The organism is Streptomyces catenulae (assembly GCF_000718015.1).
GTDB lineage: Bacteria > Actinomycetota > Actinomycetes > Streptomycetales > Streptomycetaceae > Streptomyces > Streptomyces catenulae.
Genome location: NZ_JODY01000002.1, coordinates 317,691 through 332,368, shown reverse-complemented (window position 1 = coordinate 332,368; position 14,678 = coordinate 317,691). Strand labels below are relative to the sequence as shown.

The window sequence follows — 14,678 nt, the reverse complement described above, 5'->3', positions numbered from 1 at the left end:
TGTCCGGACGGGCGGCCGGGCACCGGGTGGCGCGATACCCGGTCAGGCGGCCCGCGGCGGCCAGCTGCCCGGCTCCAGGACGCCCAGCACATAGGCCCGGGCCACCAGCGCGGTCCGGCCCTGCACCCGCCAGCGGCGGGCCAGCCGGGAGAGGTGGTAGTTGACGCCGTCCACGGTCAGGCCCAGCGCCGAGCCGATCGCGGCGGTGGTGGCGCCGCCCGCGGCCAGCGCCAGGATCCGGCCCTCCACCGGGCTGACCCGGCCGCGCGGGGCGGGCGGCGGCGCCGTCTGCTCCCGGACCTTCAGCAGCGCCAGCAGCGCCGGGGGCCGCGCCGACGGGTCGCCCACCGGGTCGAGGGAGAGCTCACCCTGCCGCGTCACCCCGTCCGTCCCCCGCCAGCCGACCGCCACCGGGTACCGCGAGCGGCGGCCGAGCCGCAGCGCCTCCGTCAGCCGGTCCAACTGGGCCGTGTCCCGCGGCCGGAAGAGATCCAGCAGGTTGCGGCCGCAGAGGCGGCCCGGGGCGACGCCCCATTCGGCGGCCATCGCGGGGTTGGCGATCAGCACCCCGCCGTCCGCCCGGCACACCGCGATCGGCAGCGGGAGCCGGTCGAGCAGGGCCAGGAAGTGGTTGCGCCACGGATTCTGCGGGGCCGGTCCGGGCGGGGGCGGCACCTCCTCCGGCGCGTTCCCGGCGGTCCGCGGACCGCCTCCGTCCGGTGCTCCGCTGCGCACCGTGCCCGGCTCGGCTCCGTCCGCCATGCCCTGTCGACCCTCCTCGTCCCGCCTCACTCCGGCGGGAAACCCACTGCACAATCATGCAGTCGCCGCCCCGGACGGGATACCCCTAAACCCGCGATCCACCGCGTCGACCTGCACCGCAGAACCGCCGACGGCGGGAGATTAGGGGTTGCCCACCGGATCGCGCCCCGGGCCGTGCGGTGCGCCCGTGGCCGGTCACGGCGTTCCCCGGCGGGCGCGGGGGAGCGGCGGGTACGTTGACGGGGCCGCCGGGCCCGGGCCCGGGGCACACGGCGCGGCGCCGGGCCACGCCGCCTTCGCCGGTCCGGCGCGGCCGGTGCCGGAACAGGGGAGCGTATGGCGAGGAAGGCTCTGATCGTCGGCGGCGGCATCGCGGGCACGGTGACCGCGCTGGCGCTGCACAAGGCGGGCATCGCGGCGGAGATCTTCGAGGCGTATCCGACCGGCGCCGATGATGTCGGCGCCTTCCTGGTGGTCTTCACCAACGGCCTGGAGGCGTTACGGGTGATCGACGCGCACGGGCCCGTCGTCGACCACTCCTTCCCGGCCCGGCGGGTCGCCCTGATCGGCGCGGACGGTGCGCCGCGCGGGGAACGCCCGATCTCCGGCGGCGACGGCGCCGGTCTCGGACCGCGCACCCTGCGCCGGGCCACCCTCCACCGCGTACTGCACGACGAGGCGGTCCGCCGCGGCATCCCCGTCCACCACGGCAAGCGGCTGACCGGCGCCGAGACCGTGCCCGGCGCAGGCGGCGAGCGGGTGGTGGCCGCCTTCGCCGACGGGACCACCGCCGAGGGGGACGTCCTCATCGGCGCGGACGGGCTCCACTCGGTGACCCGCACCCTCATCGACCCGGGCGCCCCGCGTCCGCGCTACACCGGGCAGCACACGGTCTGCGGCCGCTCCCGCGCCGACGACGTCGACCTGGCGCCCGGCACCTACACCATGGTCGCCGGTGCGCGGGGCTTCCTCGGCTGTACCCGGGCGCCCGACGGCGAGGTGTGGTGGTTCGCCAATGTGCCCGGCGCGGAGCTGCCCCGGGGCGGCGGCCCGACCGCCGCCGGGTGGCGCGCCCGCCTCACCGCGCTCTTCGCGGACGACGCGACCCCCGCCGCCGCCCTGGTCGCGGCGGCCGGTGACACCGTCGTCGCCTCCGGCTCCTACGATCTCGCCCGCACCCCGCGCTGGCACCGTGGCCCGCTCGTCATCCTGGGCGACGCGGCGCACGCGGCGGCGCCCAACGCCGCGCAGGGCGCTTCGATGGCCGTCGAGGACGGTGTGGTCCTCGCCCGTGCGCTGCGCGACCACGACGCCGCGCCCACCGCGTACGCCGTGTTCGAGGCGGCGCGGCGCGAGCGGGTCGAGAGAGTGGTCGCCACCAGCGCCGGTCTGGCCGGGCGGGTCGGCACCCCGGAGGGCGACCGGCGACGGGCGGCCGAGGAGAGCCCCCGGGCCGAGGGGGACGGCGGCCCGGACTGGCTGACGGGGTATCGGATCACGTGGTGAGGCGCGGGCCCGAGGGGTCAGGGCCGCCGTCCGGGGCGCCCCGCCCGTAGGAGCGCCCCGGGACACCGCCTCCCGGCGGACCGTCAGTAATCCGTCCGTCAGGAGTCCGTCCGTCAGCAGCCCCTCCGTCAGCAGTCCCTCCGTCAATAGTCCGTCCGGTCCGAGAAGGCGTCCCGGTCGTGTTCCTCGCGGTGTCCCGTGCCCGCGCCCTGCACCACCAGCAGGGCGAGGCCCGCCACCGTGAAGTTGCGGGTCGCCGCGTCCAGCCCGTTCCACTGCTTCGACTGCCACATCGCGAACCACTCACCGCCCACCGCGAGGAACCCGGCGCCGAACAGCATCAGCACCATCACCAGCCCGGCCACCGCGACCGTCCGCGCCCGCCCCGGGGAATCCCGCCGCAGCCGCAGCGCCCACCACAGCGCGCCGACCGTCAGCAGCGCCGCGGCCAGCGTCTCCCAGACGATGATCGCTATGTATGCGCCGTCCTGCACCCGGCGGGAGGTCACCGCCCGCCACATCAGGTCCTCGTCCCGGAACGTCGTGTCCATCGCCAGCACATGACGGACGAACTCCTGATTGGTGCCGAAATCCGTGATGTTGCCGAACGCGACGAGTGCCATGTACAGCGCGACGATTCCGGTCAGCACGACCGCGGCGACCGGAAATCCGCTCCGCGGGGTCCGTTCGGACATGGTTGCTCCTCTGCTCCGCCGGGCCCCTGCGGCCACGGCCCGTGCAGCCTGCCACGACTGCCGCCCGAACGTGCCCGACCTGCCGTTTCCGTTCCCCGCCCGAGGTCAACTCCCGTACGATGCTGCCCATTCGACCGGGTGAGCGACCGGCGGACGGCGGCGCGGTGCGCGGTCGCGGAGCGAGAGGGAGAGCGGGACGATGAAGAAGGCGTGGGGCGCAGGGGCGGTGGCCGTGGCGGCGGCCGGGTTGATCACGGTGGCGGCCACCGCGGGCGCGGAGACGGCCCCGATGACCTACGCCACCAGCACCTCCGTCGGCGTCCACAACGCCTACGAGAAGGACAAGTACCCCTATCTCGCGGATGCGTTGGACTCCGGTGCCTCGCTCGTCGAGATCGACGTCTGGACCAACGGCTTCGGCCGCTCCTGGCGCGTCTCGCACAGCAATCCGCTCGGCAACAACAGCAACTGCGAGGGCGCCACCACCCCCGCCGATCTGCGCACCAAGGGCCGCGACCAGGACTTCGGCGGCTGCCTCGCCGATATGCGCGCCTGGCACGACGCCCACCCCGACCACCGGCCGGTGCTCATCAAGGTCGAGATGAAGGACGGCTTCAACGACAAGGGCGGCCGTGGCCCCGCCGCCTTCGACGCCCTCGTCCGCGCCAAGCTGGGCGACGCGGTCTACGGACCCGGCGACCTCACCGGGAGCCACGCCACCCCGGACGAGGCGGTCCGCGCCGGAGGCTGGCCGCAACGGGACGCGCTCAAGGGCAAGTTCCTCTTCGAGCTGATCCCCGGCACCGTCGAGGAGAAGAACCCCCTCGACAAGCTCTGGACCGACGTCGAGTACGCCCGCCACCTCAAGGACCTCGCCGCCCGGGGCGAGCTGAAGCGTTCCACGGCCTTCCCCGCGGTGCACGGCGCGGCCCCCGGTGACCCCCGGAGCCGGTACGAGGACGCCTCGCTCCGCCCGTGGTTCGTGATGTTCGACGGCGATGCCTCGGCGTATCTCGCCGACGGCACCGACACCGCCTGGTACGACACCCGCCACTACCTGCTGATCATGACGGACGCCCACAAGGTGGCCCCGGCGATCGACGGCACCCACCCGTCCGAGGGCGATGCCCTGGCCCGGGTCCGGCAACTCGCCGGTGAGCACGCCAGTTTCACCACCGCCGACTGGTATCCGCTGCCGTCCGTCCTGAAGACGGTGGAGCCGCGCGGCGGGAAGTGACGACGGCGCGCCGGGCCCGGCGGGGTCCGGCACGCCGCTCCTTTTTCGGCCCGCGGGGCGCCTACGCCAGCGCGTCGCCGATGCTGTGCCGGATGAGCGTTTCGGCCAGTCCGTTCTCGTTGGGGAAGTCCATCGGGACGACGCCGAGCCCCTGCCAGTCGGCGCCCTCGCCCTCCAGCAGGCTCTTGACCTTCGGGTTGAGGCGGTCCGCGTTGGAGCGGGGCGGCAGCAGCGCGGCGGTGCTGACGTGGTTGACGAAGAGCTTGCCCGGCTCGGCGACCGCCTTGCGGAACTCCGCCTCGATCTTCGGGAACTTCCCGAGCGGCTCGGTCATGTAGTCGTCCTGGATGTCGAACAGTTCCGGCGCGCCGTAGCGCACGCCCGGCATGGCGTCGGCGTCCGCCAGCAGCACCACCCGGCCGCGTGCCTCGCCCACCGTCGGCAGCCCGCCGTCGAGCCGGAACAGCGGGCGGTAGCCCTTGGTGTCGAGATAGAGGTCGAAGATCCGGCGGAACTCCTCCGCCGCCACCTCGGAGTACTCCTGCTGCACCCGCATCAGCACCGTCTCCGACGGCTGCGCGGCGAGGAAGTCCCGGCAGGCGTTGAGCACGTCGCCGAACATCAACTCCTGGTAGAACGCGCCGTGGTGGATGGCGAAGACGTCGTCGATGGCGCGGCAGCGGACGTCGAGGTAGCGGATGCCGCTCGCCAACTGCTCGGCGACCGAGGTGTTCTGGCACTCCACCCAGGGGCCGCCGTGCCGGGCGCCCGAGTCATGGGTGCCGGGGATGGAGAGCCGCTGGATCGGGGTGGCGTCGCCGACTGCGGCCAGCCAGTTCTGCGCGGAGACCGTCGCCGTACGGCGGCCGGGTGCGGCCACCGCGGAGCCCGCACCGGCGCCCGCCAGCATCCCGGCACCGGCCAACGCCGCCGCGCCCTTGAGGAATCCCCGTCGATCCAGTCCCATCCCCGCCACCCCTGCCCTGGTCCGTCGTACGCCCGGACCTACCGGTGCGTACAGGTGATCGAGGTATCGAACCACACGGGCCCGCCGCACGGAATCCGTGCGGCGGGCCCGGGAGGGCGGCGGCGGGGGCCGGATCAGGTCAGCGGCGCACCGACAGCGACAGCGCGAAACGCTCCGCCGTATCCGTCCACCAGTGGGTCAGGTCCAGCCCCGCGGTGGCGAGTTCGGCGCGGATGCCGTCCTCGCGGAACTTCGCGGAGACCTCGGTGCGCAGCTCCTCACCGGCGGCGAACGGCACCGCCAGACCCAGCGCCGGGATCTTCACCGTCAGCGCCCGGCGGGCACGCAGCCGCATCTCGATCCAGGCGTCGTCGGCGTTCCACCGGGCGAGGTGGGTGAAGTCGTCCGGGTCGAAGTCGGCGTCCAGCTCGCGGTTGATGACGTGCAGGACGTTGCGGTTGAACGCGGCGGTGACGCCTTGCGGATCGTCGTACGCGGCGACCAGCGTCGCCTCGTCCTTGACCAGGTCGGTTCCGAGCAGCAGCGCATCGCCCGGGGCGAGCAGGTCGTGCAGGTCGCGCAGGAAGACGGCGCGCTCGTCGGGGAGCAGATTGCCGAGGGTGCCGCCGAGGAACGCCAGCAGCCGTGGCCCCGGGGTGTCCGGCAGCGTCAGCCCGTGCTGGAAGTCGGCGACCAGGGCATGGACCGTCAGCCCGGGGTGCTCGGCGAGGAGCGACTTCCCCGCCGCCTCCAGGGCGGACGCGCTGACGTCGACCGGGACATAGGTGTCCAGCGTCTCCAGCGCGCCGAGGAGGTGGCGGGTCTTGTCCGACGAACCGGAGCCCAGCTCGATCAGGGTGCGGGCGCCCGTCGCCGCGGCGATCGCGGTGGAGCGGGTGAGCAGGATCTCGCGTTCGGCGCGGGTCGGGTAGTAGACCGGCAGCCGGGTGATCTCGTCGAACAGCTCACTGCCGCGGGCGTCGTAGAACCACTTCGGCGGCAGCTCCTTGGGGTCGTGGGTCAGCCCCCGCCGGACGTCGGCGCGGAGCGCCGCGGCGGTGGCGTCGGCGGGCAGGGTACGGGTGAGGGTGAAGGGGCTCACGGGGTGCGCTCCTCTAGGGGGGTGAGGTGGACGCCGTCGCGGGTGGCCCGCAGCAGGGTGGCGTCGGGCACCTCGGTCCAGTGGGGGGAGTCGTCGTACGGCTCGGAGGCGACGACGGTGCCGCCGCCCGGGATCGACAGATGGAAGAGGGTGTCGCCCCAGGCGGTGGCGGCGATGGCGGCACCGTCGGTCATCAGGAACGTCAGCCGCGAGCCGGGCGCCGCCTCGGCGACCGCCTCGACCGTGTGCGCCAGCGCCTGCCCCATGTCGTCGCCCCGGGCGAGCCGGTTGCGGATGAGGGCCCAGCAGAACGCGGCGTCGCAGCGGGCCGCCAGCCGCAGCAGATCGGCGGGCGGCAGTGCGGCGGTGAGCGGTGCCAGCGCCTCCGGCCAGCCGCGGACCGCGCCGTTGTGGCTGAAGAGGTGCCCGTCGCCGGTGTACGGCGCGGCTGCCGCCTCGGCGTCGGCGCCCGCCTCGGTGGCGTCCCGCACCGCGGCCAGCAGCGCGCCGGTGCGGACCACCCGGGCGATGCCGGGCAGACACTCGTCGGCCCAGATCGGCCCGGCACGGCGGTAGCGGGCTGGTTCGGGGTCGCCCGGCGCGTACCAGCCGACGCCGAAACCGTCGGCGTTGACCGTGCCGTACCGCTGGTGACGGGGGGCCCACGACTGGCGGTAGAGACCGTGCGGCGGATCCAGGACGATCTGCCGCACCGGCACCGGCGGTCCCAGATAGGCGAGGTGACGGCACATCGCTCACCACCCTCCCCGTACCGGCCCCGGGCGCCTCATACGGCACCCGGGGCGGCGTCGCGGGCGGTACGGAACCCGGCGAAGATCTGCCGCCGCACCGGGAGGTCCCAGTTGCGGAACGTCCCCCGGCACGCCACCGGGTCGACGGCGAACGACCCGCCCCGCAGCACCTTGTACGCCCCGCCGAAGAACACCTCGGAGTACTCCCGGTACGGAAAGGCGGCGAACCCCGGGTACGGCAGGAAGTCGTCGGCGGTCCACTCCCACACATCGCCGATCAACTGCCCGACGCCCAGCGGCGAACGGCCCTCGGGGTAGCTGCCGACCCGGGCGGGCCGCAGATGCCGCTGGCCGAGGTTGGCGTGGCCGGGCTCCGGGTCGGCGTCGCCCCACGGATACCGGCGGGAGCGGCCGGTCGCCGGGTCGTGGCGGGCGGCCTTCTCCCACTCCGCCTCGGTCGGCAGCCGCCGCCCCGCCCAGCGCGCATAGGCGTCCGCCTCGTACCAGCTGACGTGCAGCACCGGCTCGTCGGGCGGGACCTCCTCGGTGACGCCGAAGCGGCGGCGGACCCAGCCGGGGCCCTCGCGCCGCCAGAACAGCGGGGCGCGCAGGCCGTGTTCGCGGATCTGCGCCCAGCCCTCGGCGGCCCACCAGCGCGGCTCGTCGTAGCCGCCGTCCTCGATGAAACGCAGATAGGCGGCGTTGCTGACGGGCGCGGTGTCGAGGTGGAACGGGGCGACGGTGCGGGGGTGCGCGGGCCGTTCGTTGTCCAGCGCCCACGGCTCGGTGGAGGTGCCCATCGTGAACGGGCCGCCGGGGACGAGCACCTCGGCGGGGAGCGGGCCGCCGGTGGGGTCCGGGGGCTCCGGCGCGGTGAGGACGGCCGGGCCACGGCGCAGCTGGTGGGTGATGAGCATCGTCTCGTCGTGCTGCTGCTCGTGCTGGGCGATCATGCCGAACGCGAAACCGGCGTCCAGCAGCGGAGCGCCGTGCAGCGCGGCGCCCTCCAGGATGTCCAGGACCCGGCCACGGACCTCGGCGACATAGCCGTGCGCCTCGGCGGGGCCCAGCAACGGCAGGAACGGGCGGCTGGCGCGGGGGTGGGCGAACGCGTCGTAGACGGAGTCCAGCTCCGGGCGGAGGGCGTCGCGGCCACCGACGGTGCGCAGCAGCCACTGCTCCTCCTGATTGCCGATGTGCGCCAGATCCCAGACCAGCGGCGACATCAACGGGGAGTGCTGGGCGAGGAGATCGGGCTCCTCGACACAGCCGGTCAGCAGATGGGTGCGGTCGCGGGCGGCGAGCAGCGCGGTGGCCGCGCGGGTCCGCAGCGCCTCGGGATCGTGGGTCACGGGCTCTCCTTACCGGGAGCGGAACCGGCCTCGGGCGGGCCCGCGGCGGCCAGGTCGTCCAGGGCGTCGAGATGGTCGTCGGCGGGGCAGCGGCCACGGGCGACGTAGCGCGCGGTGAACGCCTCGACGGCGGCCAGCACCTCGGGCCCGGCGCCCAGCCGGGGCAGCGCCTCGCGCGCCGCGTCGAAGCAGGTCAGCGCGGCGGCGTGCAGCTCCGGGTCGGTCAGCGCGGCGCGCGCCGCCCGGCGCCACAGCGGGTTACGGGGCGCGGGCCGGGCGCCGGCGGTCTCCGCCAGGGGCTTGACCGCGCGGTAGGCGCGCTCGGTGGCCTCGGGGTCGTCGAAGAGCGCGGTGGTGACGGCCAGCGGGACCACCCAGCCGCGCTCCCCGGGCTGCGCGTCGATCATCCGCAGCTCCAGATGGCCGCGCGGGCGCACCGGTGGGAAGAGCGTGGTGACGTGGTAGTCGAGATCCTCCCGGGTCGGTGGCCGGGGCGCGGCGCCGCGGACCCAGTTGCGGAAGGTGAGGTCCTCGGGGGCGTCCCAGGGGCCGTCCGGGCCGCGGATGCACATCACCGGGGCGTCGAGGACGTACCGGGCCCAGGCGGCGCGCGGGTCGTCGTCCGGCGGCGGGGCGAGGGTGCGCCCCGGGTCGAGCCGGGACCAGACGAGCTGCCGGGTGGTGCGGTAGCCGGTGGGACAGCCCTCGCTGGTGGGGGAGTTGGCGAACGCGGCGGCCAGGACGGCGCCCAGCAGATGGGCCAGCAGCCAGCGGCGGCCCAGGCCCAGCGGCCCGGGCTCCTCGTGACCGGCGTCCAGGCAGACCTGCACCGAGGCGGTGGCGCACATCATGGAGCGGCCCGCCGGACCCCAGCGGTCGAAGTACGCCTCCATCGCGTCGTACCGGGGCTCGACGAGGACCCGGCTGGGGGCGTGCCAGGGGTTGTGGCCGTGACCGGCGAGGCCGAGACCGTGGGCCCGGACGACGGGCCGGACCAGGGCGAGATCGGCGGCGACCGTCTCGATGCAGGACATCAAGGACGCCGAGGGCGGCGAGCTGAGCTCCAGCTGACCGCCCGGCTCGAAGGTGAGCCGGGACGCGAGGGGGAGCTGCCGCAACGCGTCGGCGGCGGTGTGCAGTCGGGACGGTGCGACGGGGCTTCGGGGGGCGCGGGCGTCGTGGACCAGCCACTCGATCTCGACGCCGATCCGGCGGGGCGGACCGGTCTTGAAACAGATTCCGCGCAGATGGGCTTCGAGTTCGGCTTCGCTGACCGCGGGTCGTACGGGCATCGCTTCCCTCTCCCCTCCGGGGGCGGCTGGGCTGCCGCCCTCCACCTAAGCCGCTGTGGCGCGTGCGCTCAAGGGGGCTTCGCGCCCCCGCGGGCGGCGGTCGGCGGGCGCTGGGCCGGGGCCGCGCGGCAGGGCGGGGGCGCAGGGTACCCCCGGTCGGTACGGCCGTCCGGGTGAGGTGGCGTGGTGGCGGGCCCGGGGGCGGCGGCCCCCGGGTGCCGTGCCCGGCGGCCGGTCACTGGCGGTAGCCGCCGAGGAAGCGGCCGATGCGGCGGATGGCGGCGTCCAGGTCGTCGGCGTGCGGGAGGGTGAGGATCCGGAAGTGGTCCGGGCGCGGCCAGTTGAAGCCGGTGCCCTGGACGACCTGGATCTTCTCCCGCAGCAGCAGATCGAGGACGAACTTCTCGTCGTCGTGGATCGGGTACACCTTGGGATCCAGCCGGGGGAAGGCGTAGAGCGCGCCCCGGGGCTTGACGCAGGAGACGCCCGGGATCTCGTTCAGCCGCTCCCACGCCACGTCCCGCTGCGCCCGGAGGCGGCCACCGGGCAGCACCAGGTCCTGGATGCTCTGCCGACCGCCCAGCGCCGCCTGGACGGCGTACTGCGCGGGGGCGTTGGGGCACAGCCGCATGGAGGCGAGGGTGCCCAGGCCCTCCAGGTAGTCGGCGGCGTGCTGCTGCGGGCCCGAGACGACCAGCCAGCCGGAGCGGAAGCCCGCGACGCGGTACGCCTTGGACAGTCCGCTGAAGGTCAGACACACCAGGTCGGGGGCGAGCGCGGCGGCGTGGTGGTGGATCTCGTCGTCGTAGAGGATCCGGTCGTAGATCTCGTCGGCGAGGACCAGCAGCTGATGGCGGCGGGCGAGGTCGAGCATGCCCTCCAGCAGCTCGCGGGGGTAGACGGCGCCGGTGGGGTTGTTGGGGTTGATGATGACCAGCGCGCGGGTGCGGTCGGTGATCTTCGAGGCGAGGTCGTCCAGATCCGGCAGCCAGTCCGCCGACTCGTCGCAGAGGTAGTGCACCGCCTTGCCCCCGGCCAGCGTCGTCGCCGCCGTCCACAGCGGGAAGTCGGGGGCCGGGATGAGGACTTCGTCGCCGTCGTCGAGCAGTGCGGTGACGGCCATGGAGACCAGCTCGGAGACGCCGTTGCCGAGGTAGACGTCGTCGACGCCGACCTCGGGCAGCCCGCGGCCCTGATAGTGCTGCGCGACCGCGCGGCGCGCCGCGAGGATGCCGCGGGACTCGGTGTAGCCGTGGGCCCGGGAGAGGTTGCGGATGACGTCCTGGAGGATCTCCTCGGGCGCCTCGAAGCCGAAGAGCGCGGGATTTCCGGTGTTCAGCCGCAGCACGCTGTGCCCGGCCTCCTCCAGCGCGTCGGCCTGCTCGATCACCGGACCCCGGATCTCGTAGCAGACGTCGGCCATCTTGCTGGACTGCTTGAACTGCATACGGCGGCCTCCCCTTCGTCGTTCGCCGGGCCGCGGGACGTGGCCGGGGCGTGTGGTGGGCGGTGCCCGCCCGCGCGCCGTGCCGACCGGTCCGTGGCCGCCGCGCGGTGCGGCGGAACCCCGGTTTCCTCACCGTACTTGGTTTTACCAAGCCCGGACTTGGAAAGTCCAACCATATGTCTATGCTGGAGCCATGTCGCGCCGAAGTTATGACCAGTACTGCGCCGTCGCCCGCGCCCTCGATGCCGTCGGCGACCGCTGGACGCTCCTCATCGTCCGCGAACTGCTGGGCGGAGCCCGCCGCTACACCGACCTCCACACCGACCTCCCGGGCGTCAGCACCGACATGCTCGCCTCCCGCCTCAAGGACATGGAGCGCGAGGGGCTGGCCACCCGCCGCCGCCTCGCCCCGCCGGGCGCCGCCTTCGTCTACGAACTCACCCCGCGCGGCCGGGAGCTGCTGCCGGTCCTCACCGCCCTCGCCGACTGGGGCGCCCCCGCCCTGGGCGACCCCCGCCCCACCGACGCGGTGCGCGCCCACTGGTTCGCCGTCCCGCTCCTCACCCGTCTCGCCGCCCACTTCTCCGGCGATCCGGCGACCCCCGCCGCGCCCGGCATCGGCGTCCTCGACGTCGTCCTGGACGAGGGCACCTTCCATGTCACGCTCGGCGGCGACACCCCGGTCTACGGCGACGGCCCGGCCCCGGAGCCCGATGTCAGCCTCCGGATGTCCACCGCCACCTGCGTCGACGTCGCCTACGACCAGGTCTCCCTCAGCCAGGCACTGGAGTCCGGCCGGATCGCGGTCACCCCGGCGGGGGAGGCCGACGCGGTGTCCGCGGGGGCGCGGGGAGCGGGCGGTACGCCATGACGCGGCGTCCGCTGGCCGTCTTCGACCTGGACGGCACGCTCGCCGACACCGGGCACCGCCGGCACTTCCTCGACCGGCGCCCGCGCGACTGGGCCGCGTTCTTCGCCGCCGCACCCGAGGACCCACCGCTCGCCGAGGGCGTCGCGCTGGTCCTGGCCGACGCCCGGGACTGCGAGATCGCCTACCTCACCGGCCGCCCCGAGAGTTACCGCCGCCCCACCCTCGACTGGCTCGCCGCCCACGGGTTGCCCGAGGGCACGCTCCGGATGCGCGCGAACGACGACCGCCGCCCGGCCCGCCACGCCAAACTCGATCTGCTCCGCCGCCTCGCCCGTGGCCGGGAGGTCCGCCATCTCGTCGACGACGACGCCCTCGTCTGCGAGGCGGCCACCCGCGACGGCTTCCGCGTCGTCCGGGCCGACTGGGCCACCCCGTCGGCAGCCCTCCGCGACGCACAGGAACGGGAGGGACGGACGTGAGAGGTGACGCGGACACGGCGGGGGAGGGCGGGGCGGGCGCGGAGGCCGTTCCGTGGAGCACGCACCGGGTGGTGCTCCTCCCCGACCGGGTCGTCAAGACGTACCGCCCGGGGCACGCCGCCGCCCGGGCACGGGAGGTGCGTGCCCTGCGGCTGCTCGCGGTCCATGCCCCGGGGATCGCCCCGGTGCTCCTGGAGCACGGCGCGTCCCGGCCCGGTGCGCTGACCATGAGCCGCCTGCCCGGCACCCCCCTCCGCGGCCGCCCGCTGGGCGCACCGGAGCTGCACGCCTGGGCCGCGGCCCTGCGGACCGTGCACACCGCCCTCCCGCCGCCGGAGCTGGCCGCGATGCCACTGCGGCCCGGCCACCAACGGGCGGTGACGGAGCGGCTGAGGCGCTGGTACGCGCGGCCGGCGGACCGGCCGCGCCCGCCCGTGGTGCGCCGCGCGCTCGACGCGGGCCGCGCCTGGCTCGCGGGCGCGCCGCCCGGCGTCACCGGGGACGCCCCGCCATCCGGCGTCACGCCCTGCTTCGGCCCCGGCGACGGCAACGCCGCCAACTACCTCGGGGACGGACACCGGGTGCGGCTCGTCGACTTCGAGGAGTCCGGGCGCAGCGACCGTGCCTGGGAGATCGCGGAGATCACCGAGCATGTGGGCGGCTGGGTGGCGGAGCCCGTCGACGTCCCCGCGCTGCTGCGCGCCTGCGCCCTGACCCCGGCCGAGACCGCCCGGCTCGCCGACTGCCGCCGCCTGCTCGCCCTGGTCTGGCTCTTCCTGCTCGCTGCCGACGATCCGGCGCGCCCCCGTAACCCACCCGGCACGGCGGAGCGCCAGGCCCACCGCCTCCAGGTGCTCCTGGAGAGCTGACGGGCCGACAGCACCGAGGCGGCGCCTGCCCCGTACGGCGGTACGCCCGCGCCGCCCGACACCGTTCGGCGGAGCCGGGTGGGACGTCCCCGCCGGCATCGGGCATGGCTCGGACCATGCACCGTCCCTCATCGTTCCTGGCCCGTACCGGAACCGCGCTGCTGCTCGCCGCGGCCGCACTGGCCGGACCGCTCGCCGCCGCCTCGCCCGCCACCACCGCGCACACCCGTCACGATCCGACCCGTACCGCCTCCGCCTGGCTGCCCTACTGGGGCGATGTGGACGCCGCCTACCGTGACGCGCTGCGCCACGCCGATCAGCTGCACACCGTCAGCCCGTTCTGGTACGAGGCCACCGGGGACAGCACCGTCACCGCCCACCCGGGGGCCGGGCGCCGCGACATCGTCCAAGGGCTGCGGGAGGCCGGGATCAAGGTGGTGCCGACCGTCACCGAGACGCTCGACGCGAAGGACATGGCGGGGCTGATGCTCGACCGGCGGCGGCGCGCCGCACACGTCGAGGCGCTGCTGCGGACCGTGCGCGGCCACGGCTACGACGGCATCGACCTGGACTACGAGAGGATGGCGCTCACCGGCGACGCCGCCGACCGCGCCCGCGTCGCCACCGGGTACAACGCGCTCACCGCCGACCTCTGCGCCCGGCTGCACGCCCTCGGCAAGCAGTGCGTCGTCACCGTCCTGCCGCAGACCGGCGACTCCGGTACGGCGTACGACTACCGGCGGTTGGGGAAGGTCGCCGACCGGTTCCGCATCATGGGCTACGACCTGCACTGGTCCGGCGGCGCACCGGGACCGCTCTCCTCCCGGCAGTGGTACGACGCGTTCCTGCGCCGGGCCACCGCCACCGTCCCCCGGCACAAGATCGAGGTCGCCTTCCCCGGCTACGGCTGGGACTGGGACCGGACCGCCGGGGGCCGCGCCACCCACCGGACCTGGAAGGAGGCGGAGGCGCTGCGCCGCAGCACGGGCGCCGCGTACCGCTTCGACGACGCCTCCGGCACCCCGCACTTCCGCTACCGGCGCGACGGCCACGACCACGAGGTCTGGTACCAGGACGCGCGCGGCGTCGCGGCGCACAAGGAGGTGCTGGACCGGTACCGCATCCGCGGCACCGGGCTGTGGGCGCTCGGCTTCGAGGACCCCGGGAGCTGGGCGGAGCTGCGGGCCCACGCGGTGCGCCACCGCCCCGTGCGGTGAGCGACGGCCGGTGAACCCCCCGGCCCGGCGCGCCCGTTCGCGCCGGGGCGCGGGTGGGTGCGCGGGGCGTCCGGCATGCCCGCCGGACGGTTTCCGGAAGCGGTTCCCTCCGGGATACCGACCGCTTAGT

Annotated in this window: 14 protein-coding genes; 6 read left to right on the top strand and 8 right to left on the bottom strand. The window is 74.9% G+C overall.

The genetic code is table 11. The features are described from left to right. Positions 1 to 42: 42 nt before the first annotated feature. A complete protein-coding gene (locus IF23_RS0103635; RefSeq protein ID WP_030279664.1) occupies positions 43 to 762 on the bottom strand; it encodes a PAS domain-containing protein in 720 nt (239 codons plus the stop codon). 336 nt (positions 763 to 1,098) lie between these two features. On the opposite strand from IF23_RS0103635, the gene IF23_RS0103630 reads away from it, so the two are divergent. After that, positions 1,099 to 2,268: an FAD-dependent monooxygenase gene (locus tag IF23_RS0103630; RefSeq protein WP_030279663.1), complete on the top strand. Its 1,170-nt coding sequence runs from the start codon at positions 1,099 to 1,101 to the stop codon at positions 2,266 to 2,268. 143 nt (positions 2,269 to 2,411) lie between these two features. Here the strand turns inward: IF23_RS0103630 and IF23_RS0103625 are convergent, their stop codons facing one another. After that, positions 2,412 to 2,963 carry a DUF2165 domain-containing protein gene (locus IF23_RS0103625; protein ID WP_051739162.1) on the bottom strand — a complete coding sequence of 184 codons (552 nt, stop codon included), beginning with the start codon at positions 2,961 to 2,963 and terminating at the stop codon, positions 2,412 to 2,414. Between the two features lie 199 nt (positions 2,964 to 3,162). Between IF23_RS0103625 and IF23_RS0103620 the strand changes: the two genes are divergently transcribed. Continuing rightward, complete coding sequence (locus IF23_RS0103620; RefSeq protein WP_030279658.1) at positions 3,163 to 4,200, top strand: phosphatidylinositol-specific phospholipase C domain-containing protein; 1,038 nt, start codon at positions 3,163 to 3,165, stop codon at positions 4,198 to 4,200. Between the two features lie 61 nt (positions 4,201 to 4,261). On the opposite strand, the gene IF23_RS0103615 is transcribed toward IF23_RS0103620, so the two are convergent. The 6 genes from IF23_RS0103615 to IF23_RS0103590 form a co-directional block, all read right to left on the bottom strand. Beyond that, positions 4,262 to 5,167 carry a phosphatidylinositol-specific phospholipase C gene (locus IF23_RS0103615; RefSeq protein WP_030279656.1) on the bottom strand — a complete coding sequence of 302 codons (906 nt, stop codon included), beginning with the start codon at positions 5,165 to 5,167 and terminating at the stop codon, positions 4,262 to 4,264. 139 nt (positions 5,168 to 5,306) lie between these two features. Then, positions 5,307 to 6,269 carry an L-histidine N(alpha)-methyltransferase gene (egtD, locus tag IF23_RS0103610; RefSeq protein WP_030279654.1) on the bottom strand — a complete coding sequence of 321 codons (963 nt, stop codon included), beginning with the start codon at positions 6,267 to 6,269 and terminating at the stop codon, positions 5,307 to 5,309. Further along, positions 6,266 to 7,021, bottom strand: a complete 756-nt coding sequence (gene egtC / locus IF23_RS0103605; RefSeq protein ID WP_030279652.1) for an ergothioneine biosynthesis protein EgtC — start codon at positions 7,019 to 7,021, stop codon at positions 6,266 to 6,268. Before egtC ends, egtD begins: the two co-directional genes overlap by 4 nt. A 35-nt stretch (positions 7,022 to 7,056) precedes the next feature. Then, complete coding sequence (egtB, locus tag IF23_RS0103600) at positions 7,057 to 8,373, bottom strand: ergothioneine biosynthesis protein EgtB (protein ID WP_030279650.1); 1,317 nt, start codon at positions 8,371 to 8,373, stop codon at positions 7,057 to 7,059. Then, complete coding sequence (egtA, locus tag IF23_RS0103595) at positions 8,370 to 9,665, bottom strand: ergothioneine biosynthesis glutamate--cysteine ligase EgtA (protein WP_030279648.1); 1,296 nt, start codon at positions 9,663 to 9,665, stop codon at positions 8,370 to 8,372. Before egtA ends, egtB begins: the two co-directional genes overlap by 4 nt. Before the next feature lie 235 nt (positions 9,666 to 9,900). Further along, positions 9,901 to 11,112: a pyridoxal phosphate-dependent aminotransferase gene (locus IF23_RS0103590; RefSeq protein WP_030279646.1), complete on the bottom strand. Its 1,212-nt coding sequence runs from the start codon at positions 11,110 to 11,112 to the stop codon at positions 9,901 to 9,903. A gap of 193 nt (positions 11,113 to 11,305) precedes the next feature. Between IF23_RS0103590 and IF23_RS0103585 the strand changes: the two genes are divergently transcribed. The 4 genes from IF23_RS0103585 to IF23_RS0103570 all read left to right on the top strand — a co-directional run bounded on the left by IF23_RS0103585 (position 11,306) and on the right by IF23_RS0103570 (position 14,548). Continuing rightward, positions 11,306 to 11,983, top strand: a complete 678-nt coding sequence (locus IF23_RS0103585; protein ID WP_030279644.1) for a winged helix-turn-helix transcriptional regulator — start codon at positions 11,306 to 11,308, stop codon at positions 11,981 to 11,983. Then, positions 11,980 to 12,462 carry a phosphatase domain-containing protein gene (locus IF23_RS0103580; RefSeq protein ID WP_030279642.1) on the top strand — a complete coding sequence of 161 codons (483 nt, stop codon included), beginning with the start codon at positions 11,980 to 11,982 and terminating at the stop codon, positions 12,460 to 12,462. Before IF23_RS0103585 ends, IF23_RS0103580 begins: the two co-directional genes overlap by 4 nt. Continuing rightward, positions 12,459 to 13,331, top strand: a complete 873-nt coding sequence (locus IF23_RS33370) for an aminoglycoside phosphotransferase family protein (protein WP_107126863.1) — start codon at positions 12,459 to 12,461, stop codon at positions 13,329 to 13,331. The genes IF23_RS0103580 and IF23_RS33370 overlap by 4 nt, the downstream gene beginning before the upstream one ends. Positions 13,332 to 13,447: 116 nt before the next feature. Further along, complete coding sequence (locus IF23_RS0103570; RefSeq protein WP_030279638.1) at positions 13,448 to 14,548, top strand: glycosyl hydrolase family 18 protein; 1,101 nt, start codon at positions 13,448 to 13,450, stop codon at positions 14,546 to 14,548. Positions 14,549 to 14,678: the final 130 nt, after the last annotated feature.